Below are 25,706 nucleotides of genomic sequence, written 5' to 3'. Positions count from 1 at the left end.
GGGGTGCGCTATGTCCATCAATATGGCCGAGTTCCATCAGGTCTTTTTTGAAGAAAGTCATGAACATCTTGAAAATATGGAACAATTGCTATTGGCATTGGACCTTGCTTCTCCCGATCCTGAAGAACTGAACACCATTTTCCGTGCTGCACATTCTATAAAAGGCGGCAGTGGTATTTTTGGTTTTACCGCATTAACCAGTGTCACCCATGTGATGGAAAATCTGCTGGATAAAACGCGTAAGGGTAACTTCCAATTAACGTCATCTATTATCGATTTACTGCTGAGTACTGTGGACACGTTATCCCATATCTTGAGCTTGTACCGCGAAGAAGAGCAGATTGATTGGCAGGAGGTTGAATACAGTAAAAGTCAGTTGGTCGCAGCGTTAAATGGTGAGCCTTTTAGTTCATCAGTTGCGATACGTAATGGTACAGACGCCGCTAGCACTCCCATCATAAATGCAACACTGACCGCACCAGTGGAGGCAGAAGATCTGGGTTTTGGATTTTTTGAAGATGAAATGGCACGTGATATTGCCATCGAAGGTGAAGACTTTGGATTTTTTGATGAGGCTTATCAAGCGGAAGACATCAGCGCTGACAGTGTGGCAAATAATAAAGAGTGTATTGCTGAGCTGTGTGATGTGACAATTGACGATGATGAGTTAGGCTTTGGTTTTTTTGAAGCATTAACGCCAGAATCCTTCGCTAATGAAATCGAGTTATTAAGTTCAAAACCGCTAGTGCAGAAGGTTTATAAGCCAGCGACCACTCGAGCACATCAAGCCAAGGAAACTGGAAGTAGCCAATCCAAAAACACCTTATTTAAAGCCAAAGCGACTGAGCCCACCGTACCTGATTCAACCGTGCCCACGAGTCCTTCTGTGAAAGCAAGCTCGCCTGCAATACTGAGTTCAAACGCAACATCAAACTCATCCGTTGCCCCAAAGCCCAATACCACAGAGGTGAAAACAGCGACTAAAAAATCAGCCACGCCGGCTCAGGATGCCACCTTAAGGGTCGAAACCTCTAAGATAGATACTTTGGTTAATCTCGCGGGCGAGCTGGTGATCACTCAGTCTATGTTGACTCTCATTGGTAACGAGATGACGGGCGATTTAGGTGAGCGACTCAAGACCGCACTCAATGAATTGGAACGTAATACCCGTGAAATGCAAGAGGCAGTGATGTCGGTGCGTATGCTGCCAGTATCTTTTGTGTTTAACCGTTTCAACCGTTTAGTGAGGGACCTTTCTGAGCAACTGGGTAAAAACGTCAATCTCGTGATTGAAGGTGGCAACACAGAAATTGACAAGGGAATGATTGAAAAGCTCGTCGATCCGCTGACTCACTTAGTGCGCAATAGTTTAGATCACGGTATCGAAAAACCTGAAAAACGGCTCGCAGCGGGTAAATCCGAAGTGGGCGTGTTATCCCTTAAAGCCAGTCAAAGGGGCGGCAATATCGTTATCGCTGTGCACGATAACGGCGCAGGCTTAAATCGTGAACGCATTATTCAAAAGGCGCGGGAAAATGGTTTGCAAGTGGCTGATAACAGTAGTGACAAGCAAGTCTGGCAATTGATTTTTGCCGCAGGATTTTCAACTGCGGAGGAAGTCACAGATGTGTCTGGCCGTGGTGTTGGTATGGATGTGGTGCGCCGTAATATCGAAGCCTTAGGCGGACGCATTGATATTGAGTCCACTGAGGGCCAAGGCTCAACCTTTGAAATCCAGTTGCCACTCACGCTCGCCATTGTCGATGGTATGACGGTTTCTGTGGGAAATCAGATCTACATTCTGCCCTTAGTGCACATCATAGAATCTATTCAGCCGCAAACGGAACAACTTAAATTTCTCGCTAAAGAAAGACTCTTAAAAGTACGTGAAGAGTACTTACCTCTGCTCAATCTTTATCAGCTGATGGAAATTGAGCCCAATGCCCGCTGCCCAGAAGAGGGCATAGTCGTATTGCTCGAAAGCAACCACAAGCGCTTTGGCCTGTGCGTTGATGCCTTAGTTGGCCAGCAGCAAGTGGTGATTAAAAGTCTTGAAAAACATTATCGCAGGATCCCCGGTGTTTCCGGCGCCACCATCATGGGCGATGGCAGCGTCGCGTTGATCCTCGATGTCGAATCGCTCGCTCTGCACATTAAAAATTAAGGAAATAGCCATGGAGAGTCGATCAACTATGACCGCCAAAGTGGAATACAACGCCCATGATGAGGTGGAGTTTTTAAGCTTTATGTTAGGCGAAGAGCACTATGCCCTCGATATTATGTCCGTCAAAGAAATTCGCGGTTATGAGTCGGTCACTAAAATCGCCAACGCCCCCAGTTTTATAAAAGGCGTGATTAATTTGCGCGGTGACATAGTACCCATAGTGGATTTACGGATGAAATTTGCTGTTGGAACCGCCACTTATAACGAGTTCACTATCGTTATTATGCTCAATGTGTTTGAACGTATTGTTGGCATAGTGGTCGATGCCGTCTCCGATGTGATTAAGCTATCGGCGGAGGAAATCTTACCCGCCCCAGAATTTGGGGTAGCATTCGATAGCCGCTACCTCAAAGGCTTAGCCACGGTCGAGGATAAGATGATCATTTTAGTAAATATTCAGGCTCTGATCAGCAGTGATGAGCTGGGTCTAATTGATGCAAATAGTCTGACTGATCAGGAGTAACAATAATGAGTATCTTCAAATTTTTTGGCAATGATGAGGCGCGTGAGCAAAGGGATGAAGAGCGTCAGCGCTATTTTCAGCTACTTGATAACAGTGGCAACAGCTTTATGATCGCTGACAGTCAGCGCAATATTATTTATGCGAATAAAGCCGTTGTCCGTTTGCTGCAAGAGGCAGAGGACGATATTCGTAAAGAGTTACCTCAGTTCTCGGTTGCTAAACTGATTGGCAGTAATATCGACATTTTCCATAAAAATCCCGCACATCAGCGCAATTTATTAGAACGTCTAACCCAATCCCATACCGCGCAAATCACCATAGGCAAACGTACTTTTAGGTTGATTCTGACGCCGATTATCACCGCTGAAAATAAACATTTAGGTACAGGTGTTGAGTGGATAGATCGCACCGAAAGTATCGAAGCCGAGCGAGCAACCCAGCGCATCCTCGAAGCGCTCAATAATACCAGTACCAACGTCATGATAGCCGATGCTAACCGTACGATCATTTATATGAATCGTTCGGTCGAAACTATGTTGCGCCATTCTGAAAGTGAGATACGACAAGCCTTACCGCATTTTTCCGTGGATAAAATCCTCGGCAGCTCGATGGATATCTTCCACCGCAATCCTGCCCACCAAGCAAGTTTACTCGATAAATTAGACCGTAAATATGAATCGCTTATTAAGGTCGCGAGTTGCCATTTTCGCTTAACGGCCAGCCCCATTGTGTCTAAAGAAGGTGAGCGCTTAGGGACTGTGGTTGAATGGCTCGACCGCACCATTGAAGTCCAAACCGAGCAGGAAATTTCCCGCATAGTCACAGCCGCAGCGGCGGGTGATTTCTCCCAAAGGGCGGAAACAGATGGCAAGCAAGGTTTCTTTTTAATGCTGGCGAACAATTTAAATTCGTTAATTGAAACCTCGGAACGTGGATTGCAAGATGTGGCGCGGGTACTGATGGCGCTAGCGGATGGCGATTTGACCACTCGCATTTATAACGACTATGAAGGCACCTTTGATGATTTGAAAAATTACTCAAATCAAACTGCTGAAAAGTTATCCTTCATGATCCAAGATATTCAACGAGCCGCGGATACCATCAATACCGCTTCGGCAGAAATAGCTCAAGGCAACGCTGATTTATCCAGCCGCACCGAAGAGCAAGCTTCGAGCCTAGAGCAAACCTCGGCCAGCATGGAGGAACTCACAGGTACAGTGAAACTCAATGCGGATAATGCCAGTCAAGCCAATGCCTTAGCCTCTAAAGCGGCTGAAGTCGCAGTGGATGGCGGTGAGCTTATCCAGCAAGTTGTCCAGACCATGGCATCGATTAATGAATCGGCGCGTAAGATTGCCGACATTATTGGTGTTATCGATGGCATTGCTTTCCAGACCAATATCTTAGCGCTCAATGCTGCGGTTGAAGCGGCGCGGGCGGGCGAACAAGGCCGCGGCTTTGCGGTGGTCGCGTCAGAAGTGCGTAGCTTAGCCCAACGTTCGGCCAATGCCGCTAAAGATATCAAGGCACTGATCTCTGATTCTGTGTCTAAAATCGAGAGTGGCAACAGCCTTGTCGGTAAGTCTGGCGATACCATGAAGGAAATTGTCATCGCCATTAAACGGGTGAACGACATCATGGCGGAAATTGCCTCAGCCTCTAATGAGCAGGCAATCGGTATCGATGAGATCAGCAAAGCCGTAGTGCAAATGGATGAAATGACACAACAAAATGCGGCATTGGTTGAAGAAGCGGCCGCTGCAGCGGAAAGCATGCAATCCCAAGCGCAGCAACTCTCAGATAGTGTCGCCAGTTTTCGCGTGGACGACGAAGATGAAGCCCCAAGACGCAGCAACGCGAGATTAGCGGCGCCCAAAGCGAAGGCGATGAAAACCATTAAACAGCAGCTTCAACCTATGGCAAGAACCAGAGTGACAGAGAAACCTAAAACCAATGCGATGAAGCCCATGAAGCAAGATCAAGACGAATGGGAAGAATTTTAATTGAGTGAAAACAAACCATTGGAACGAGAGTTTGCCTATACCTCGGTGCACTTTAATACCGCGAGGACGACGCTGTACCGCTTAGCGGGGATCAAACTCGCCGATAGCAAGGATGCTATGGTGTATAGCCGTTTAGTGCGGCGGATCAGAACATTGAAATTAGCCGGATTTTCGGCTTATTTTGAGTATCTGCTAAGCCATGAAAACGAACACCAAGAATTTATCAATGCGTTAACCACTAATCAAACGGCATTTTTTCGGGAACCGCATCACTTTGAAGTGTTAAAGCAATATTTAATCGATAACCCAGATACCCGCAGGATCTGGTGTGCGGCCAGTAGCACAGGGGAAGAACCTTACTCGATTGCGATTGTCGTCGCTGAACATTTCAACAGTTTTAAAACGCCTATTGAGATCATTGCTTCCGATATCGACAGCGGCGTGCTTAAAAAGGCTGAAATGGGCATTTATCCCTTAGACAGGATCGATACAGTCAGCGATATCCGTAAGAAACGTTTTTTTCACCGCGGAAGGGGTTCACAGTTGGGCAATGTGCGCGTGGTGCCCGAATTAAAGCAGATGCTCAAGTTTACCCGCATCAATTTACTCGATTCTTTTTGGCCGCTAAAAACGCCAATCGATGTGATTTTTTGCCGTAATGTAATGATTTATTTCGATAAAGAAACGCAGGAAGTCATATTAAAACACATGATGAACTCCCTTAGCGAGGATGGGCTTTATATTGCGGGACATTCGGAAAATTTTAATATGTTCCCGCAAATCATCACTGCCGTTGGTCAAACAACCTATCGGCCAGTGAAGGGGCTCATGAGTGCTAAAACCTAATATCGAATATGCTATTGCAGAGCCGAATCGCTATCACGATCATCATTTTGGTTGCGATGCGGTAAAAATATTACCCGGCGAGTATTTTGCAACCCGTGAAGATACCATGATAGTGACAGTATTAGGCTCCTGCGTCTCAGTGTGCTTGTATGATCCTAAGCTCAAAATTGGCGGAATGAATCACTTTTTATTGCCAAGTGACAATAGCAATTGTACTGGGGTGCTCGCCGATTCTGCCCGTTACGGCGTGTATGCCATGGAGTTGTTAATCAACGACTTGCTCAAGCTTGGCGCACAGCGCAATTCACTCGAAGCTAAGGTGTTTGGGGGCGGCAATATGTTACGCAGCTTTACTGTGCATAACATTGGTGAGCGTAATGCTGAGTTTGTGATTGAATATCTCAATCTTGAAAATATCCCTATCGTTGCTGCCGATTTACTCGATGTATATCCGCGCAAAGTGTATTTTTTCCCCCATTCGGGAAAAGTGAAAGTCCGCAAAATTAAATCCATGCATAACAGTACAATTCTTGACAGGGAAAGTGAGTACCGTTTACGGGTTCGTAATTTACCTTCGGGCGGCGACGTTGAACTATTTGGTGATTAAGTTATGACGATCAAAGTGTTAGTTGTTGACGATTCTGCGCTAATGCGCAGCTTGCTCGGTAAAATGATTGAGGCTGACTCTGAACTGTCTCTGGTTGGGCTTGCTGCCGATGCCTACGAGGCCAAAGATCTGGTGAACCAATTTCGCCCCGATGTGATTACCTTAGACATCGAAATGCCCAAAGTAGATGGTTTAACATTTTTGGACCGCTTGATGAAAGCCAGACCCACTGCGGTAGTGATGATTTCATCGTTAACCGAGCAGGGCGCTGATGCGACATTTAACGCCTTGGCCTTAGGCGCGGTGGATTTTATCCCTAAACCGAAATTAGACTCGCCCCAAGGTATCCATGATTATCAGGATTTGATTTTAGATAAGATCAAATCTGCCGCGAAAGCCAAAATCATCAAGCCTCAGAAATTTGTTGAGCCAGTACGCCCTGTTTCAAGTAAGCGGCCAGTATTGGCCAATACAACCCTGACTCAGCATTTAGTCGCGATAGGCGCATCTACTGGCGGTACTGAAGCCATTCTTTATGTATTACAACATTTACCCGCGGCTATGCCGCCGATAGTGATCACCCAACATATGCCAGCGGGGTTTACCCGCACTTTTGCTGAACGTTTAAATCGACAGTCACGGATCACTGTCAAAGAGGCCGAACATGGGGAACGACTCTTACCCAGTTATGCCTATGTCGCACCTGGGGATCATCACCTTGAGATCATCAAAGTGGGTGGCAGTTATAAAGTCAAATTAACCCAAGATGAAAAGGTCAGTGGCCACAGACCTTCAGTCGATGTGATGTTTACGGCCTTGGCCCAATGTGCCGCGCCCAATATCAGCGCGATGATTTTAACCGGTATGGGCAAAGATGGCGCCGAAGGCATGGTGGCGCTACACCAAAAAGGCGTCACTACATTTGCCCAAGATGAACAAAGTTGTGTGGTATTTGGCATGCCACGAGAAGCAATAAAGTGCCGTGCAGTAGATTATGTGGTGGAGTTATCGCAGATGCCGAGCAAGCTCATTAACCATTTAAGCTCACTGTGACCGCTAACGCTGAGTGGGATTAAAAAGTAACGAATAGAGCGTGAGTCTCGCAGGAAGAGCATTACGCCGAACTGATTTGTGCGCTGCAGTGGCTCATTCTGTTTAGGGTTAGTCAGTCGGAGAAACCACGAGCTGATTTCTGCCTAAACGTTTAGCTTCGTAAAGGTTTTTATCTGCTAGTAACAGACAATCTTGAAATTCCTCACATTGATCCGAAAAGGCTAAACCGCCGCTGAGCGTGACCTTAAATTCGACGCCATCTTCAACAAATACGATATGACTAAAGCTTTCACGGATCGCATTCAACTTGGCAATCGCCAGTGGTTTTTGCATATCTGGCAGCACTAACATAAATTCTTCGCCGCCGTAGCGGCCGGTAAAGTCAGTTTGACGTAAGGATTGTTGTAACAGGTGGGCAAATGCCAACAACACCTTATCACCACCGGAATGACCATAAGTATCGTTGACCTTTTTGAAGTGATCTAAATCGAACATGGCAATACAAACTTGAGAGTTAATCCGTTTAGCTACGTTAAAACAGCGTCTCGCAGCCACCAGAATTTGGGTATGATTTAACAGCCCAGTTAAGCTGTCGCGACTAGCCGAACTTCGAATGTCATGACCCCGTTGAGCACGGGAAATCACCTGCGCGACGAATAAACTCGGCGCGGTTTGCTTTGAAATTAAGTCATCTGATCCCGCTTGTATGATGCTGACTTTATTCTGCATCGTATCATCAGAGCTCAACACGAGAATTGGGCTCGAGGTGTATTTGTCCAATTGACGGATCATCTTTGCCAGCTCAAGCCCGTTCACCTCTGGCATGTACAAATCGAAGATAAACAAATCAGGCTCAAATTGCTCAAGGGCAGGTAAAACTTGCTCGGCACTGGACAACCCTTTTACCATCAAACCATGGCTGCGTAACAGGCTTGAAAAGTAATCCACCATAGATTGTTGATCATCCACCAGTAACACCTTAAGTGGCTGTTTCTCTGACATTTTGAGGGATTGATGGATTTTGCGCACCAATAAAGTGGTTTCCGCAGGTTTAACAAAATATTCGCTGACGTTGGCACGAATGGCCAATAGCCGCATGTCAAAATCCCCCCGCGAGGATAAAACAAACACTCGGGTATTGTTCTTCTCAAACTCAGTGGCGGCTTCGAACAAGGCCTCTTCAGTCCAATCGGGTAGAATTAAATCTAATAAAATCAGATCGAAGGGCGTTTTATTTTGCACCACCAGAAAGCTCGTGAAATTCAAAAAATGCTGCACACTAAAACCGAACTCTCGCAGCTGCTTTGTGATCATAGCGCCGACATTCCCATCGTCTTCTATGATGGCAATATGGTGCTCATGGCGCGCCTTTGACGGTTTATAGGGGCTTTGCTGCATTTGCGCCTCTACTACTGGCGCCGACGGTTGGCCGCGCATATTGTTTTGTAACAACTGGTGGAAGAGGGTATCTAAGCCTTTGATCGTAGGAAGTTCGGGGGCTGGCGCATTGAGCAGCCCCTTAAGCAGCAACTCCAGTTTATCGACTATGTGTTTGGTATCTGACAACCCAAAGGTCTCGCTCGACCCTTTTAAGTTATGCACCTCTCGGTACACGGCAGACAGCATGTGAGCGTCCCAATTTTTACGCAATGAAATCCACAAGGTAATGATTTGTTTCTTTTTATCCGGCAGTGCATGTAAAAACTGTCGTTTAAGTTGCTCTAACGAATCTTCAAAACTCATAGGCAATAGATATCCTAAATAATTGAGCCCTAGGTCTTAATCTCTATATAGACGCTACGCCAAGACGTTAAAACCCGTTCACTCCAACACTGAAATGGAAACTGCTCTGGAGAAGCATGTAACAGATTCAATCAATTGCACTTATCTTTACACTCACTCATAGAGTGTAAACCACTGCGAAAAAAACGACGGGAAAATGCTGAGATTGCATAGGCATTGATAAGAATATTGGGGCGAATAGCCGAAATCAGCACAGTGATCGCGAGCTGCATAATGCTAAATATTTTATGCAAAACAGCATGATAATGATGACATGTATTTTTTATCAAATACGATTGTGATAAGTTAGCGTCTGTAAAAACAATCACTTGTTGCAAAAGGATCGTTGTCAGTGAGCACAGTGTTTTATAATGACTACGCCGAAATACTCGCGGCACAGTATTTGTCTAAAACCTTTGAAGAAGTGCATTCGAGTTGGTTGCATCATCTTTTGCCTCTACTTACTAAAAATACATTGTCGATATTGGATGTAGGAGCTGGTTCTGGCCGGGATGTGTATTATTTAGCCGAAAAAGCACAGGGCAAAGAGACACAAATTATTGCAGTCGAACCTGCGGTTGTTTTAGCGAAAATGGGGCAGGTGTTAACGCGGGATCTACCCGTGCGTTGGATTGAGGATGGTTTACCTCAGTTGCAAAAAGTGGTTGGCCTAGCGCAACAGTTTGATCTGATTTTACTCAGCGCAGTGTGGATGCATTTATCTCCCTCAGAACGCCCACTTGCACTAGCAACACTCTCACGCTTACTCAATTCGACTGGACTTTTAGTCATCAGTTTGCGCCATGGCCCAAGCCCCGATGCGCGCGTTATGCACCCAGTCAGTGCCGATGAACTGCTCACACTGGCTGCAGATTGTCAGCTACAACTTTTAGATTTGAGCCAAGATGAAACCGATAAACTCGGTCGCTCACAAGTGCATTGGCAGACGCTAGTTTTCACACCCAAACTGATGCCAAACGTAAATGCACCTGAAGCAAGCGTTATTATTCAGGAGCGACTGAATGCCGATTGATGCGAGAAGACAAGTTGAATTTATTAGCTATTTACAACGTCTGTTAGTTCAAGGGGATTTCGTTGCAACATACAAATTTGCCTTACTGCATGCGATCGCCGATATCTGTATCGAACGGCCATTAATACTCAATGCCGAGCCTGCGCTGAAAACCGCGATCAGTATTGATGATTTGGTAGAGAAGTTTATTGAACTTTACTGGCAACACTCTTTGCCTTTTGGTGCCAATGATGGGTATTTTGTCCTGATCCAAAATAGTGGAAAGCAATCAGCCTTGATCAACCGTTTGATTGAACTACGCCATCAAGGTGTTAACAGTCTATCCCAGTTAAAAGCGCATCTTAGTTATCCAGCTTTATTGCGTAAAACGCGCGGTACGTTTAAAGATGGCCCCTTATGGCGCTTACAAAACTTGTCACGTAATGAAGAATGTTTTCTTTATCCCCATGATAAAACGAAAAATTACATCGAGTTGAATCCGGGTATCGCATTTTGCTTCAGGCGATTTCACGATTTAGTGGTGTCATTGGCTCGTACTCAATGGGTACAAAAAATCGCCGAGTTTCCAGCAAATCAGGTCATTATAGGCAGTAAAGGCAATTTAAGTGAGTTTCTGTTTGGTAGCGACAGACAGACGATCACCCATGCTAGACCTGTACTGCTTGATATCCAAAAAGGCCAATGCTTCTATTGCCAAAAATCATTAAAAGAAACAGGCGAAGTGGATCATTTTATCCCTTGGGCACGATATCCTAATGATTTAGGCCATAATTTTGTCCTCGCACATAGCAGTTGTAATAATCAAAAACGCGATCATCTTGCCGCTCAGCACCATAAAGATAACTGGTATGAGCAAAATATTATCCAGCATGGCCAAACGTTACACTCTGAACTCAGTCGATATTTCGTCTGTGAGAGTGATCGCTCTGAAGCCATTACTACTTGGGCTTATCAGCTTGCAGGACAAAATCGCTCGCCTCTCTGGTTCGATAAAAAGACCTTTGTGCCTTTTAATGCATTAGACAATGACCTGTCAAATACTGCAATTTAGAGCATGCTCACAGCTTTATGGCACTTATTTTTAGCACTTGCCAAGGTAAGCAACTGTGCTGCAATTGAATGAGCAACGCTGCCAAGCTAAAGTAATCAATGAACTATTTACATGTTATCTTGGTGGCATTACATTTTATCTTCATTGATTTTGTTACCTGTTGATAGTAAAGGTTTAATTTCTGCCAAGGTAATTGATTTCAAAGAGAATAAGGAGTATTTAGTAGGCATATATGGCGCACTCGTTCAGTGACAACAAGCAGATGAATGCACCATGGAATTTATTGATAATACATGTCTAGTTTTGGAGGTTTGATGATGAAATCGATTTTCTTACTGCCCATATCTGTGCTTGTGCTGATAGGTTGTACAACACCTAAATCGCCGAGCGAAGTGTATGACGAGTACAATACTAAGGTACAGCAGGGGATGAGTTATCAAGAGGACAAGGCTTACTATACCCAACGTAAGCAAGCGGATGTTGAGTCTAAGTTCCCACAGTATATGCAGCAGATGAAGCTGTCCCGCGATGAAGTGATCGCATCTTATCTTTCATTTTCAAAAGCCGCGGCCAAGTGCAAAGCACTCACCTTAGTGTCGCAGGTGATAGAAGGGGATACGGCCGTTCTTGAATATGCACAAAAAGATCTCTGTGGTAATGCATCGGAGGCGAATGAAAAACAAAGAATTAGCATGATAAATGAAGGTGGTTGGAAAATTGATGAGCTCCAAATTAGTCTCTAAATCATTTGGAATGTCGTATCTATGACAGGATTTTATGAGTTTTTTAGCCTGCCAAACGGAGTTGAAGTTACTTGCCCCCATTGTGCTGGCTGCGCCACTTTTACCTTTGCCCATGTTTTTCGTTTAGAGAAAAAAGATGTGCATTTATTTGAGGGTAGGCAGTTTGAGATCAAGCTGTTTAATCAAAGATTTGCCCATAAATGGCCTGGAGTGCTGTTTTTCCCTCCGCTATTGGATGCTTCTTGGCGGGAAAAATTGCCAGAAAAATACCAAGGTACTTCGACTTGGGAACATAGGGCAAACAGTGCTTTTACAGATGGTACAGATCTTGGTCTTATTTGTTGTTATCAGTGTATGGCAAAACAGAAACATCGACTTGAATGGCCCAATGACGCATTTTATTCCCTTGAGTTTAAAGGTCATTCACTTTGGGCATTTAATAAACAGATGATGCTTCAGATCCGTGATTACATTCAGGCCAAAGATCGCAATGCGGTATTCGAGTCAGAGCCGATAGTCATTCGACATTTGCCGACAATTTTTAAACTGGCTAAAAATCGCGAGATATTGGTTAAAAAAATTAATCAGCTAATTTATAGCCCATAGTTTCTACATACCTATTTCAAAGACTTGTGTGGTCAATCTCATCGAGTAGTTATGTTAAGTTGTCTGTGACTCGGATATTTGCTTTTCTATTAGTTATTACAGTTAGCGGGTCTATTATCATGTCGAAATATCATATTGGCACTACCGAGGATGAATTCGAACCCGGTTCCGGCGGCCATATACTTCGTAACAAACTCGCGATAACCGATGAAGAGGATATGGCAGAGGTAGAGACTCAGTTGTTACTAAAGCTTTATGAGTACGTGTTTCAATCTGGTGTTATTGAAAGCGAGCATCTATCGGTTGGTATGCTCTTTGAGTGGCATCGAAAATGGCTCGGTAATGTTTATTACTGGGCTGGTGAGCGGCGTACAGTCAATATGGGAAAAGGTGGTTTCGAATTTACGGCAGCGGCTCAAATACTTAAGTGTCTCACTCAGTTTGAAAAGGAATATTTAAGCAAGTTCAATGGTTTAAATTCGTTTTCTAGAGACGAAGTTGTGAGTTACTTGGCTGAAAGTCATGTGGAATTTATCCTAATTCACCCATTTAGAGAGGGAAATGGACGTTTGTCACGTTTGATACTCGATGTGATGGCAGTAAAGGCGGGTTATCTCCCACTTGATTATGGGATTTGGGAACAAAATAGAGATTTTTATTTTAAGTCAATTCAAGCAGGGTTGGGTGGGGATTATCAACATATGGCTCGTTTGGTAAACGATGTGCTCAGCGCTAAAAACGAATGAAGTTTAGGCTAAGGTCAAATGACTGAAACGGCTTTTTTTGGCCTTCAATTTTGCTTCAACTTCAGCTGTAGTTTTACCCGTCTCAATAGCGGTTGAACTGGCCACAGCGCGATAGAGTCGATTTTGAGTTACTTGTGTGTTTTTTGATTTAGTTTTCATCGGATCAACCTCAATTAAGTGCATGAATTATAGCACTCTAGATAACGAATAGACAGCTGTGTATCCAAGGCCCAAAGCAGCAATACTTCATGTTTTACCAATCATATCGCTCTTTAGATATCGATAAAAAGTCGTCAGTAGGCTCTCCCAATGACGACTCTTTTAATCAAGCTGACATAGCCGATTAAGGTTTATCAAAGCACAACATTACGCGCTTTTTCTCGCTTCCATTTCAGCTTGACTTGAAAGGTACTCATCGAAAGTGCCTTGGAAGTTAATCACTTTTTTATCTTTAATATCAATGATACGTGTAGCGAGTGACGATACAAACTCACGGTCATGACTGACGAATATCAAAGTGCCTTCAAAGTCTTTCAACGCATTATTGAGTGCTTCGATGGCTTCCATGTCCATGTGGTTAGTCGGTTCGTCCATGATCAGCACATTGATGTCTTGCATCATTAACTTACCGAATAACAAGCGGTTTTTCTCTCCGCCTGAACAGTTACGAGCTTTCTTGTTCGCGTCATCTTCAGTGAACAGCAGACGGCCTAACATGGCGCGTACCATAAGATCGTTGTGCTTAGGTTGGCGCCACTGTGACATCCAATCCATTAATGTGTAGTCATTATCAAATTCGTCACTGCTGTCTTGTGGACAGTAGCCGATTGATGCGTTTTCTGACCACTTGATAACGCCTTTATTATGTTCTAAATCATTGACTAAGCAACGTAGGAAAGTGGTTTTACCCACGCCGTTTTCGCCGATAATCGCTAATTTTGCACCGGCTTCGAGGATTAAGTCGCCGCCTTCGAATAGCAGCTCATCATCAAACCCGTGGGCCAAATCTTCGAGGATCAGTGCTTGGCGATGCATTTTCTTGCCGGCATCGAAACGAATAGAAGGGTGAATACGGCTTGAGGATTTCACTTCATCAAGCTTAATCTTGTCCATTTTTTTCGCGCGCGAGCTGGCTTGTTTTGCCTTAGATGCGTTGGCACCGAAGCGGTTAACGAAGTCTTGCAGTTCTTCGATTTCAGCACTCTTCTTGGCGTTGCCTGATAATAATTGTTCACGGATCAAAGACGATTGTGCAAGGAAGTATTCGTAGTTACCAGGGTAAATGCGCAGTTCGCCGTAATCGATATCGGCCATGTGGGTACATACGGCATTCAAGAAATGCCTATCATGGGAAATAATGATCATGGTGCATTTGCGTTTATTCAACTCGGCTTCTAACCAGCTAATGGTATGTATGTCCAAGTTGTTTGTTGGTTCGTCGAGCAGCAAAATATCTGGGTTGGCAAATAGTGCTTGTGCCAACAGTACCCGCAGTTTCCAACCAGGTGCGACTTGTTGCATTAGGCCGTAATGGAAAGATTCTTCAATACCCGCTTCGAGCAGAATTTCACCGGCGCGGCTTTCGGCGCTGTAGCCATCCATTTCGGCAAATTCACTTTCAAGATCGCCAACGCGCATGCCATCTTCTTCGGTCATATTCGGATTGGCGTAGATTGCATCGCGTTCCTGTTTGACTTTCCACAGGGCAACATCCCCCATGATCACCGCATCGATCACACTGTATTGTTCAAACGCGAACTGATCTTGGCTTAGGGTACCGACTTTTAAGCCGGGCGTGATGGACACATTGCCAGAGGTTGGCGCTAACGCTCCGCTGAGGATCTTCATAAAGGTCGATTTGCCACAGCCATTCGCGCCGATCAAACCATAGCGGTGACCATTGCCAAATTTCGCTGAAATGTTTTCAAACAATGGCTCAGGGCCAAACTGCATCGTGATGTTCGCGGTAGAGATCAAAGGAGCTTTCCTAGGTATTTGCTAACGGGGATTGTGACAAACAAGCCTCAAAATGAAACATGCGCTTCACCCACTCTAAGCCAAAACATTAAAGTTGGGATAATAAGGTCGCGGAGTATACAGACTAAGGGCTAAAGATGCGAGCAAGGATGTGATGCGCAGCTATAAATCGAGCCGTTTCAGTTGCGTTCATTTTGAGGCTGACCCAAGGCATTAGCGGATCATAGGTAAAATTTAGAAACGGGTTTGAGCTTGATGCTGAGTTCATACCTGTTAGCGTGATATCGCGGATATGTAGATTAAAACTGTCAGCTGCGGCGTATTTTCTTTGCCCTAAAGCCGATGCCAAACCTCGCTAGCGCAAATAAAAGAAGGCGTTTAGCTTATTTACCGTTATTATTCCCGCAGTTTTGTCGAGCAGCAGATTTTACGGCTAATATTTAATGGCTCTGTTTGGAGGCTTTAGGTCCTTAAGATTTAAGATCTAAGCATCACGAGTAACAAGGTTTAACGCCCGATGCTATTGCCGTAACAACGTCAGTGGCTCATGACTTCATAACTTGAGTGATTTCTCTAATCGCGAATTTTAGTAGCGAATTTAGTCACTCGTTTAACAACTCAAAACCGTAAACTAATACAGTAAAATCAGCCAATAGGGCTGAACTTGGAATTCCCATGATTGAAGAGCAACAGAACAACCCATTACACGGCCTCAAACTCGAGACAATGATCACTGAGTTAGTCGATTTTTATGGCTGGAAAATTTTATACGCGGCATTAAAGCTAGGTTGCTTTAACACCAACCCGACCATTGAGGCCTGTATTATTTTCCTCAAGAAGACTGAGTGGGCGCGGGAGAAAGTGGAAAACTTTTACCTGTATCGATTCAAGCGTATGCCTAAAGCCGTCGGTGAGCAGTTTGATCTTAAGCCACGCGAACGAGGTTTTGCCTCAGGTATCGCGCCGCGTAAACCGATGGAACTCACCATAGAATCTATCGCTAAAATGCAGGCACAAGCCAGCGCCGAGTACGAAGCGGGTAATAAACGTCCTAACTCTGGTTATGGCTCAGGTAAGAGCTTTGGTAATGGTTCAGGTAAAAGCTCAGGCAAAAAACCTACGGGTGGACGTGGCACCGGCTCTGGATATGGTTCATCGAATAGCAACTCACAGCGCCGCAGCGAACTCCGAAACGAGCCAAGAAACGATTCAAGAATGGCTGAACGTTCAGGACCAAGCCCATCGACGGATGACAACGATCCGTGGGGCACTAAACGCGGCTAATCCCATGTCTGCCGAATTGTGTGGGCATGGTTTTTCACAGGCGTTAGTTTTACATTCGTTATTTACAGTGACTAGCCTCAGCTTGCTATTTCCGTACCCGTAAAAATTAGCTCTGGTATGAGTTAGCTTTTGTATGAGTCGTTTTGAAGTCATGGTTCTAGTTGTATGATAGAACATCTGATTTATCGCCTGATTTAAAGAGAAGAGGTTAGCTGTTGAATACAGCCAACCTCTTTTTTATGATTAACTATTCACTTTATTGCATTAAGGTGAGAAAAATATCGGGGGTTATAGTTTTAGATTTGCATATCAAGTGCATAACCAGTTAATTCATCAATTTGCAATCAGATGGTGCCGGTTGCTCATTTTTAGGACCAATACCAGCGCCTTTTCTAACACCTGTGCTTTATACTTTGTGCCTTTTGTTCATCTTCGTCGCTTAAATGTCCAGAGTTAACGTCAAGGTGTTTGACGATACAGCTCCAAGGTAACCATTTAAATGTTTGATTATCATTGGGTAAGTAGTTTTAGCCGACTTGCTCCACCAGCATTCCCTGTTGCCAAACGCCGCTGCCGACTGGCTGATGCGTAACTGCCAAATCGGCGCTGCCGTCATTCAGCGCCAAGGGATATGTCAATCACTACTATATGCGAACTGCGGTTAGGCTTAGCGGCTGGTATTCTTTTGTGTCTAATGCGGGATAACTTAAGTTTGCCCGAGATGGATTTAAACTTTGCCCAACTCGCTGATACTTGCCGATGAGACCCGTTTAATCAAAGCACGCTATGACTTAGCGACACCTGCGCAAGATGCTCACCGTATTCTTCTTTATGCTTCAGCGACGCCAGTGATGATAGGCGTTCCTTTAAACGCTGGACTGGCCAATTACCCACTTATTTTCGCAGCTGGCTTGCTTAAGCCATAAGCCATTAAAAACTATCCTAGTAATATCTCTAAGCTGATACTGTCGCGGCTTGCCTATTCCAAGCACGAATAACTATGCATAAAAACGTAGATTAGTGAGAAAAATCCCGAGGTTATATCCCATATTTTGAATATTTATCGCATAAATAATCAATTTGGCGTTTTGTGGCCATTGCTGGTGAATCTTATATTTTATGCGGTTTTATAGGAGGGTTTGTTGATTGCGGTTTTATCTATGATGCAATGATTTAACCGAACGAATAACTAGACACTTTTTTCCATCGCTTTTTTGACTGTGCCATGGTCTCAGATAAACAATGGCATTTATACTCGTTTTCCTATTGCAAAAAACGTGGTGAATAAAAGGCTGAGATGGAGGAACTGAGTGATGAGTGACGAAAAAATCACTGGACTTTATTTCATCGAGAAATTTCAACGCATTTGGATTACTTTTACATTTAGACATCCAGAGCCAGTAGATGACATCGACCATAAGACGTATATGGAGCTGCTAGATAAAATAAAAAATTCAGATGGAACGCGATATGATTTGTACACCTATCTCCTATCAAAGCAAAACAAGTGCACAGACATTCTCCAATTTCTTAAAACACACCCGCAGTGAGAATAATTTATCTCAAGAAGATTTATGTAGTCTGCTCAGGCAAAAAAGCTGCCTATTCGATATGTTAGATTCCATCACTATTAGCCGTTGGGAGCGGGGAGTTAACATTCCATCCCTAGCTAAACAGTCTGAAATCGTTGAAATATTTGGCTCTGAACTGTTTGATATTTATCGGGAGGACAAAAAATTCATCAACGAAGGTTTAGCGTTAATTAACCTTTTTGAATCAACCATAGAACGCAGTGATCATCCGTACTACCGTAATACTCCTTATCGTGTCGAGTTTATCGAAAGCCACCATCAAAACTTTATGACCCTGCTGCAACTTAGCTTGGTTTATGAAAGTAACCCGCGTTTATCCTTTGTGAGCCGTAAGTTATCTCAACCTTTTTTTCGTGGACTCTCATTGGTGGTGGCTTTTAGCTTTGGCGATCAAATCATTGGACACAGTCTATTCTGCCGCACTCAAGGCAAAATTGCCCTCGAATTTATGAATGATGAGGTGGACTTGTTTGAGGTCATTAACCATAACAGTCAAGCTTTGCCAGATACCTTAATGGTGTTCTCCTCCTTTGGCGTAACGCCTTATATTGAAAATTATATGATGTCTGTTTATCTCAATGAATTGGCCACGAGTCGCTCACTTAAGTTTTTGAGTTTTAATATCTGTGATGAGTCACTAAAACGAAAATTGACGCAATTTAAGTTGCCCATATTTAAAGTAAGAACGATAGAAGGCGGCTTCAAACCAGTCAAAAACTATTCGTTTTTCTCCAGTCGCACAGAAGTCATGGCGAATCGTAATTTACTCAAGCTTTCTGTTATCCCTACATCCAAATCCCAGACGATCGATCCCATTTTCTTTATGCAGTTAGAGACCAATATATGAATATTCTCATCATAGATGATCAACGCTTTATTAGAGAAACCATGAAAGCTGATATCCATAAGTACTTAGCAGAGGACAATGTGGAGATCTATGAAGCCAGTAATGGTAATCAAGGAATTGAACTGATCTTAGCTGTAGAAGCAAAACTTGATTTAGTCATTTTAGATTTAAAAATGGATCAAGGTGACGGTATTGCGGTGATTAATATGTTGGCCTCCGAGCCCCGATTTACAGCCATTCCGATTGCGGTGATAAGCTCCTCGGATAAACGGACTTTAGAACTGGTGGATAGCATTATCACGGGTTTGAAACTCAACTTGCTTGGCGTATTTGCTAAACCTATCAATGTGAATGACATTTTAACGCCATTGCTAGACGCCTCCGACGATAGAAACCGTGTCCATCAAGATGAGTCTATCGTGCAAGACATGGCGGCGAATATCAATGTGCGGCAATTGCTCAAAAATGAACAATTAATTTTGTGTTATCAGCCTAAGATTAACCTTAAAACAAAGGAGATCATCGGTTTTGAAGTGCTTTCGCGGCTTTGCGATCAATCCAATGGCTATATTTATCCCGACGTTTTTTTGCCACTGGTGAATCAGCAGGGGCTAAATAGCTTGTTTTCGCGGATGGTTATTTCCCAAGCATTGCAATGTTGGTCGCGCCAACCGTTATTAATGGCGTTTGCCCTGTCGATTAACATTACCGCAGATGATTTGACCTGTGATGAACTCATTGAGTACATCATCGAATGTGGTCGTGAGTATAAACAAATCCATTTGATTTTAGAGCTCACCGAATCACAGGAAATCATTAACCAAGATAGAGTGCTTAACTCAATTGCACGGCTGATCATCAATAATATTGATATTTCCCTTGATGATTTCGGTAAAAGTTATTCTACTTATGATCGTCTTGATGCCATTCCCTTTAAAGAGATCAAAATTGATAAAAGTTTTGTCTCCGATATGGATATCAATCACCAACATTATCTCATCGTAGAGTCCACCATCGCGCTTGCGCAGAAGATGCACGTAAAGGTGGTTGCAGAAGGCGTTGAGACAAGTGCAATAGAGTTAATTCTCTCTGAGTTGGGGTGTGATGTTGCCCAAGGTTATTTGTACAGCCCCCCGATTGAAGGTCGTTATCTTATTGATTGGATTGCTCAATATAATAGGAGTGCCTAATGTATGAATGCTAATACTGAGTTACCCAAGGCCTTATCTGTATTTTTTGAGCAATACAGCCAAGAACAGCAATCGCGACTGCGATTGACACTGATTGCTGAATTACAGCGAATGCGACTTGAGCTAGAACAATATGAGTCCTCTGACAGTATCGAAGGGCTGAAACATCAATTTACGGGTATTGCGCGCTACTTGCAGCTTAAAGATATGCTGTCTGTCATGGATGTTTGCGAGCGAGAGCAGTTTGAACATCAGTTATGCAGCTTGCTAAAGGCCGTAATGGATTACGCTAATGAGCTTTAAATATAGCGCTTGTATCAATATGTTCAGTGGTTTATGGGTCACTCTGTTGGTGCTGTGGTTAACCTTGTCCCACTCACGTTATGAATTTGACTCCATTTACAATAAAAAAGCAGAAGCGGTTTTTACTTCTTCACGGGATATGTTCTTACAACATGAAATTATGTTGGATGCGCTAAAATCGTTTTTTTATGCTTCGAGTGAGGTAACGTCACAGGAATTTGAGGTTTTTGCTAAGGACTTACTGAAGATCAAATCTGCTGTCGCTTTTACACTGACCCCCGAACTTGAACTGGCCTATATCTCTGATCAGACAATGGCGCGAGAACTTAAGCCACTTAAATTAGTCAAGAATAGTAAAGGGGAACTTCAGGCTAGCCTTGCCGATTACACGTTAGCGGTTGTTAATATCGATGGGCCTAATATGCTTTATTTAGTCTATGCCATTTCTCATCAGCGGATATTAGCGCGGATTGAGCAGGAGCAGGGTGTATGTATTAGCTATCAATTTGAACAATCGTTATTGCAAAGTTCATCCTGTAACCATGAGTTTTCCACAGGCATATTTTCAATGTTTAGCTACACAGATAGCCGAACTTTGGATATTCCTGGATACCAAACCCGTGTGAATTTACGCATAGAATATCAAGTGCCACAAAAAGAGGTTGTCGAGCTAATCGTGATTATCTTACTGATTGCTTCTCTTGGTATTACTCTGTCTTTTCTTTTGTACTTTAAGTCTAAAAATCACATATTGTAGAGCAGATTAAGCTCGATAATCGATCTAGATTAGCAGTACTTTCCAGCATAAATCATGAGATCCGCACTCCTATCAATGCCATTCTTGGCTACAGTCGCATGTTAAAAAAAGCGCGTTCACAACCACAAAAACTGGACGAAATTATCGATAAAATGACCTGGTCAGCTAACTTACTTTACTCGGTTGCCGAAAATACGTTGAATTACAGTAAGGCTGAAGCTGGGCAGTTAAAATTGAATCGGCATTTAGTCAATTTGCACGAATATCTGAGCAATATTGAGGATTACTATCGTGCTTTTAGTGCGACATCGGGTAAACGTTTACAGGTTGTCGTGAATGAGTCTCTGCCGAAGTTTATCGAGCTCGATGGGACTAAGTTATTCCAACTCATGACTAACATTATCAATAATGCCTTTAAATACAGTACGGGTAGCGAAGTGCATTGTTATATGGACTTACGCCTTAAACGTAACCATAAAGACCATAGTCCTATGCTTAGGGTACTGATCCGCGATTTTGGTGAGGGTATGTCAAAGGAAGCGCAGCGCGCTTTAGTTGATCCCTTTATGCACGCATCTAACTCATATACAACAACATCGGGCATGGGATTAGGACTCTATACTTGTAATCGATTGCTTGAGCAAATTGGCGGTAAGTTTATGTTGCGCAGTCAAAAGGGCAAAGGCACCACAGTGCTGTTACATTTTCCCTGCCAACTTACCGAGGTGAAAGAACGATTAACGATTCAATATGATCAACAAAAAGTGTTAATCATAGATGATAATCTGTTTAACCTTGAGATTTGCAAAGCCATGCTAGAGCACTATCATTTTCAAACCTTCAGTGTTGATAACGCAGCACAAGCACTTAAGATGTTGATTCACTCATTGCCACATATTGTTATTGTGGATTACCGTTTACAAGATATGAATGGCTTGCAACTTATCAAACAGATGCAACAAACATTACAAAACCTTGCCAGTGATACCCTGCTTGAGCATCACTGTCGCTTCTTTTTGCTTTCAGCTAATGATAGCGATGATATTCCTGAGTTAGCATTATTCCCTGAGGTACATTTCATGCAGAAACCTTTTAGTGCTGAAATATTTCTCAGTAAATTGGCCGTAAAATCGTAAATTATCAAAGCATTGGATCTGGTTTTTAAAGCTTATTTGCCGAATGTGTGGGATTTACATCGCGGTAGAGCCAATCCCGTTGCGGTAATATGGGGGTAAAGACAAAGACGCTGTGATTAGTGTAGAACGCTGCTAATCTAAACATGTCGGAGATCTTCTCTAAAAGCGTCATTGCTAGGAATAATCGATGGAAAAAGAATCTCTTGAGTCTGTTTACCCCTTTTTAACCGAAGCCTTACGGCTAAGCGAGAATGGCCTCGCTGTTTTGGACAAGCACAATCATTTTATCTTTTATAACCATACCTTTGCGAAAATGTTTGGTTTTGTTGATCAAGACATGGCTGGCCGGCATTTTGACGACATGATGCACTTTGCCTTTACTCATAAGCAAGGGCCTAAAATTGATCATGAAACCATAGAGGAATGGCTTGAACTTATTCATGCGAATCAACGTAAATCAGCTTTTCGACGTTTTGAAGTGGATCTGGTCGACGGTAGCTGGTTGCAACTTTCTGAGCAGGTCTATCACAATGGCGATATGGTCATTGTTTGCACCGATATTACCCAGTTAAAACAGGTCGAATTTGCCCTAAGGAATGCGCAGACTGAGTTGAATCGACTCGCACTCACCGATGAATTAACCGGTATTGCCAATCGACGGCATTTTTTCCAGCAGTTAGAGCATGAAATCAAACGCTTGAGTCGTCTACAGTTACCTTTGTGCCTTGTCATGATGGATATCGATTATTTTAAACTCGTTAATGATCGCTATGGGCATCAAGTGGGTGACAAGATACTGCAGCATTTTACCCAATTTATCAGTGCTCGTACGCGCCCATACGATATCTTTGGTCGCTTCGGCGGTGAGGAATTTGCGCTATTACTGCCAGAAACGTCGGTCGATGTCGCGCAGAAAATTGTGACGCGTATGATGTTAGCGCTTGCGAATGAAGATATTTCAGCGATAGTCGCCGATTTTCACTATCAATTTTCGGCAGGAGTGAGTGCGTTAACACCTGTAATTACTCATCATGCCATCGAAGAAAACAGCGGTATTTTACCGCTTCAGTCTGTGCCTTCACCGATTGAAATCGGGAGTCAGTGCCGTTCAGATGCTGAAAAGCTGGTGGCCGAGGCCGATAAAGCCTTATACCACGCTAAAACGACGGGGCGAAATCGTGTCGTGGTTTGGGATGATGTGATATTAACGGCTAAAGCTTAGCGAACCCAATGGTTGACGAAATCTAAGCATCGCGATACCAAACCAAGAGTAAGCGCTGCTTGGCTCCTATTCTTAACTTGATATTGCACTTAATGCAGCGTTTTGTTCCTGTGCATTTTCATCTAAAATAGCCAGCTTAATTTGTCTCTCACTGCATAGGGTTCAAGGTAAGTCGTGTTAATTAATCAGCAATATAACCGCCATGGACCCGATTATCGATTTGGTGAACAAGTCACTTTTCTTGATATTAAACAAACCTTTGGTTTTAGCCATGTGCGTGTTGGCCGCTGGGTGACGCGGGATGAATCGCGCATTGCTGCGGATTTAGTGTTTGATTCGCTCGCCGATTTGGCCTTTATCTTAAAATTGCCACCTTTGACTTTAGGGCTGCGGGAAACCGTTAGCCTGGCCTTTGGTCATGGCGGTCAAAAGGGCGTTCAGGCCCATTATGCACCCGCGACCCGAGAGTTGGCATTGGCTAAAAATGCAGGTGCAGGTGCTTTAGCCCATGAGTTTTGGCATGCGTTTGACCATTATATTGCCGCTAAATCATTCAAACCTACTAATAAGCGGTTTCAGTGTGCGAGCGATCTTTGGCTATCCGATCTGCCCATCATAGAGCATCCATTAAATGCTCGATTAACTGAGATCTTCAAAGTGACATTGTTGAGTGGACAGGGTGATGAGCCCCATGATTATGTTCGCCGAGCGATTGCATTAGATAAAAAACATGGGATGCAGTACTTCTCTCGGCCAACGGAGATGATGGCGCGAGCATTTGAAGCCTGTATTGAATCCTATACTGATATTTCGAATCCGTATTTAGTGTCGGGAACCCGTTTCTCAGCAATGGCAAAGGAGGGGGCTTATCCCGATGCGGCCCACAGACAAGTGATTTTTCAGGCGCTGATCAATTACTTTGAACCGTTGGGGATCGCATTGGGTAAAAATCCCCTTAACTAGGGTGTGTTGACGTTTTGAGTCATGCATTTAAACAGAGGTTGGTTTAGCGTCGCTAGAGGGCAAGGTAAAAGGTAAAACGACATTCGCCTTAGGTATTTTGAATGCGAATGGCAGTAGACTGGGGAAGGTCACGAGCCGTTTGAAAGCTCGTTGCCAATCAAGCTCGCCTGCTTAGTCGACAACGTTTGCCAACAATAGGCCAAACTATGGCGAATCGCATCAAGATATTGAGATGCCTGAGTATCCATTAAATACCAATTGCTGGGTTTTGATTCTGGCATGTGGTTGAAAAATAAAGCTTCAGTTTTGATGAGCTGGCTAGGATGAGCAAATTGCTGCCAAATATTAATGGGGGTATGCGCCAGTGTGATTAGCCATTCAAGTTGCATCTGCCGCGTGGCTGGATTTAGTGCATCTGCGATTAATGAATTCGACTCCTGTAAACGCTCAAGAAAATCAAAGGGATTATCTGCGTTTATCCTAGGTGCGACTCGGCATGGTTGCATTTGGTTTATTGCGGATAGGCGAGGTAAAAATACGGACGCTAAGCTAAATTCAGGCCAGTCGACCGATGGTACCAAAGCCTGGGCAATCCGCCGCTCGCCTAACCAATTATGCACCATGCAAGGTAAGTGATCGTCAGGCGGTAAATCATTGGGTCTTGATAAACTCGGAAACAGCGACATCCGCTGCACTTGCACATGCTGAGACAACTGCTGCATCAATACTATTGTGGTTAACCCAGATGAAGGCCAGCAACCAAGCTGAGGCGTTAATTCAATCGCAACTTGCGTCAAGGCTTGGGTAAGCAGACCACTTTGTGGATGACCTTGTACTACAAAAGCATATTTTGATTCAGCAAAACCACCGTTGGCGATATTTACTATCTGATTATTTGCATTGTTGTTTTCAGCCCATTGAGTACCGTTAAAAATAAATGTCGTACCTGTGGTCGCAGGTTGCCAATCGCCAGAAGCATTACCAATAATGGTCACTTGCTCAAAGGCAAGGGTGCCCGCTAGAGCTTGCAGATCTAATTTAGCATGTGGCATCTGCAAATGTTGATGCATGTGGGTGTGAGACTTAGGCATAGGCGGAACATCTGTTTTACGAACTCAAAATGGACTTCATTGTAATGGATTATCCCCCTGAGCCCAAAGGGTTAATCCATTGAAGTTTACCGGATGCTGTTTTAACGCAGGATAGTTTAGCTTTAGGTATACCGCGCATAAAAGTGATGCGCGGTATTGGCGATTAACAATTAGACTAAAAATTATA

General features: G+C 43.7%; 24 protein-coding genes. 20 read left to right on the top strand and 4 right to left on the bottom strand.

From position 1 onward, the window contains the following. Positions 1–10: 10 nt before the first annotated feature. From CKQ84_RS20185 to CKQ84_RS20160, 6 genes are read left to right on the top strand one after another with little or no spacing between them, the layout of a single operon-like run. On the top strand, positions 11–2,164 hold the full coding sequence (locus tag CKQ84_RS20185) for a chemotaxis protein CheA (protein WP_105252531.1): 2,154 nt from the start codon (positions 11–13) through the stop codon (positions 2,162–2,164). A gap of 10 nt (positions 2,165–2,174) precedes the next feature. Next, a complete protein-coding gene (locus CKQ84_RS20180) occupies positions 2,175–2,687 on the top strand; it encodes a chemotaxis protein CheW (protein WP_049821692.1) in 513 nt (170 codons plus the stop codon). Positions 2,688–2,692: 5 nt separating this feature from the next. Then, positions 2,693–4,690, top strand: a complete 1,998-nt coding sequence (locus tag CKQ84_RS20175; RefSeq protein ID WP_105252530.1) for a methyl-accepting chemotaxis protein — start codon at positions 2,693–2,695, stop codon at positions 4,688–4,690. Continuing rightward, positions 4,691–5,536, top strand: a complete 846-nt coding sequence (locus tag CKQ84_RS20170) for a CheR family methyltransferase (RefSeq protein WP_028759906.1) — start codon at positions 4,691–4,693, stop codon at positions 5,534–5,536. Next, positions 5,523–6,143, top strand: a complete 621-nt coding sequence (gene cheD / locus CKQ84_RS20165; RefSeq protein ID WP_105252529.1) for a chemoreceptor glutamine deamidase CheD — start codon at positions 5,523–5,525, stop codon at positions 6,141–6,143. The genes CKQ84_RS20170 and cheD overlap by 14 nt, the downstream gene beginning before the upstream one ends. Positions 6,144–6,146: 3 nt before the next feature. Next, positions 6,147–7,196, top strand: a complete 1,050-nt coding sequence (locus CKQ84_RS20160) for a chemotaxis response regulator protein-glutamate methylesterase (RefSeq protein ID WP_105252528.1) — start codon at positions 6,147–6,149, stop codon at positions 7,194–7,196. 108 nt (positions 7,197–7,304) lie between these two features. On the opposite strand, the gene CKQ84_RS20155 is transcribed toward CKQ84_RS20160, so the two are convergent. Beyond that, positions 7,305–8,939, bottom strand: a complete 1,635-nt coding sequence (locus CKQ84_RS20155) for a diguanylate cyclase (RefSeq protein WP_105252527.1) — start codon at positions 8,937–8,939, stop codon at positions 7,305–7,307. Positions 8,940–9,330: 391 nt separating this feature from the next. On the opposite strand from CKQ84_RS20155, the gene CKQ84_RS20150 reads away from it, so the two are divergent. The 5 genes from CKQ84_RS20150 to CKQ84_RS20130 all read left to right on the top strand — a co-directional run bounded on the left by CKQ84_RS20150 (position 9,331) and on the right by CKQ84_RS20130 (position 13,157). Next, positions 9,331–10,011 (top strand): bifunctional 2-polyprenyl-6-hydroxyphenol methylase/3-demethylubiquinol 3-O-methyltransferase UbiG, encoded by a 681-nt coding sequence (locus tag CKQ84_RS20150; protein WP_105252526.1) that lies wholly within the window; start codon positions 9,331–9,333, stop codon positions 10,009–10,011. Continuing rightward, a complete protein-coding gene (locus tag CKQ84_RS20145) occupies positions 10,001–11,062 on the top strand; it encodes an HNH endonuclease (RefSeq protein WP_105252525.1) in 1,062 nt (353 codons plus the stop codon). The genes CKQ84_RS20150 and CKQ84_RS20145 overlap by 11 nt, the downstream gene beginning before the upstream one ends. 314 nt (positions 11,063–11,376) lie before the next feature. Further along, a complete protein-coding gene (locus CKQ84_RS20140; RefSeq protein ID WP_105252524.1) occupies positions 11,377–11,805 on the top strand; it encodes a hypothetical protein in 429 nt (142 codons plus the stop codon). Positions 11,806–11,826: 21 nt separating this feature from the next. Beyond that, entirely contained in the window at positions 11,827–12,411 is a 585-nt protein-coding gene (locus CKQ84_RS20135) for a hypothetical protein (protein WP_105252523.1), read from the top strand. A gap of 119 nt (positions 12,412–12,530) precedes the next feature. After that, the gene (locus CKQ84_RS20130) at positions 12,531–13,157 is read left to right on the top strand and encodes a Fic family protein (RefSeq protein WP_105252522.1); all 627 of its coding nucleotides are present in this window, start codon (positions 12,531–12,533) and stop codon (positions 13,155–13,157) included. A 3-nt stretch (positions 13,158–13,160) separates the two neighbouring features. On the opposite strand, the gene CKQ84_RS23900 is transcribed toward CKQ84_RS20130, so the two are convergent. Beyond that, positions 13,161–13,316: a hypothetical protein gene (locus CKQ84_RS23900; protein WP_173913200.1), complete on the bottom strand. Its 156-nt coding sequence runs from the start codon at positions 13,314–13,316 to the stop codon at positions 13,161–13,163. A gap of 207 nt (positions 13,317–13,523) precedes the next feature. After that, the gene (locus CKQ84_RS20120; RefSeq protein ID WP_105252520.1) at positions 13,524–15,134 is read right to left on the bottom strand and encodes an ABC-F family ATPase; all 1,611 of its coding nucleotides are present in this window, start codon (positions 15,132–15,134) and stop codon (positions 13,524–13,526) included. A gap of 675 nt (positions 15,135–15,809) precedes the next feature. Here CKQ84_RS20120 and CKQ84_RS20115 point away from each other — a divergent pair. From CKQ84_RS20115 to CKQ84_RS20075, 9 genes are all read left to right on the top strand, one after another. Continuing rightward, on the top strand, positions 15,810–16,418 hold the full coding sequence (locus CKQ84_RS20115) for a VF530 family DNA-binding protein (protein WP_105252519.1): 609 nt from the start codon (positions 15,810–15,812) through the stop codon (positions 16,416–16,418). Between the two features lie 734 nt (positions 16,419–17,152). Further along, a complete protein-coding gene (locus CKQ84_RS24100) occupies positions 17,153–17,344 on the top strand; it encodes a hypothetical protein (protein ID WP_254053141.1) in 192 nt (63 codons plus the stop codon). 544 nt (positions 17,345–17,888) lie between these two features. After that, positions 17,889–18,857, top strand: a complete 969-nt coding sequence (locus CKQ84_RS20100; protein WP_105253121.1) for a helix-turn-helix transcriptional regulator — start codon at positions 17,889–17,891, stop codon at positions 18,855–18,857. Next, positions 18,854–20,047, top strand: coding sequence for an EAL domain-containing response regulator (locus CKQ84_RS20095; protein WP_105252518.1), 1,194 nt, complete (start codon positions 18,854–18,856; stop codon positions 20,045–20,047). The genes CKQ84_RS20100 and CKQ84_RS20095 overlap by 4 nt, the downstream gene beginning before the upstream one ends. 3 nt (positions 20,048–20,050) lie before the next feature. Next, positions 20,051–20,350, top strand: a complete 300-nt coding sequence (locus CKQ84_RS20090) for a hypothetical protein (RefSeq protein WP_105252517.1) — start codon at positions 20,051–20,053, stop codon at positions 20,348–20,350. After that, on the top strand, positions 20,340–21,107 hold the full coding sequence (locus CKQ84_RS24095) for a hypothetical protein (protein ID WP_254053140.1): 768 nt from the start codon (positions 20,340–20,342) through the stop codon (positions 21,105–21,107). The genes CKQ84_RS20090 and CKQ84_RS24095 overlap by 11 nt, the downstream gene beginning before the upstream one ends. After that, positions 21,101–22,243, top strand: coding sequence for an ATP-binding protein (locus CKQ84_RS24090; RefSeq protein WP_367870071.1), 1,143 nt, complete (start codon positions 21,101–21,103; stop codon positions 22,241–22,243). The genes CKQ84_RS24095 and CKQ84_RS24090 overlap by 7 nt, the downstream gene beginning before the upstream one ends. A 187-nt stretch (positions 22,244–22,430) precedes the next feature. Then, positions 22,431–23,465, top strand: coding sequence for a sensor domain-containing diguanylate cyclase (locus CKQ84_RS20080; RefSeq protein ID WP_105252516.1), 1,035 nt, complete (start codon positions 22,431–22,433; stop codon positions 23,463–23,465). A gap of 174 nt (positions 23,466–23,639) precedes the next feature. Continuing rightward, a complete protein-coding gene (locus CKQ84_RS20075; RefSeq protein ID WP_105252515.1) occupies positions 23,640–24,428 on the top strand; it encodes a CLCA_X family protein in 789 nt (262 codons plus the stop codon). Positions 24,429–24,556: 128 nt separating this feature from the next. Here CKQ84_RS20075 and CKQ84_RS20070 read toward each other — a convergent pair whose 3' ends face one another. Beyond that, on the bottom strand, positions 24,557–25,519 hold the full coding sequence (locus tag CKQ84_RS20070; RefSeq protein WP_105252514.1) for a hypothetical protein: 963 nt from the start codon (positions 25,517–25,519) through the stop codon (positions 24,557–24,559). Positions 25,520–25,706 lie beyond the last annotated feature (187 nt).

Source organism: Shewanella sp. WE21, assembly GCF_002966515.1.
Lineage (GTDB): Bacteria > Pseudomonadota > Gammaproteobacteria > Enterobacterales > Shewanellaceae > Shewanella > Shewanella oncorhynchi.
The sequence above is the reverse complement of the archived record's forward strand: the minus strand, read 5'-3'. Positions and strand labels throughout refer to the sequence as shown.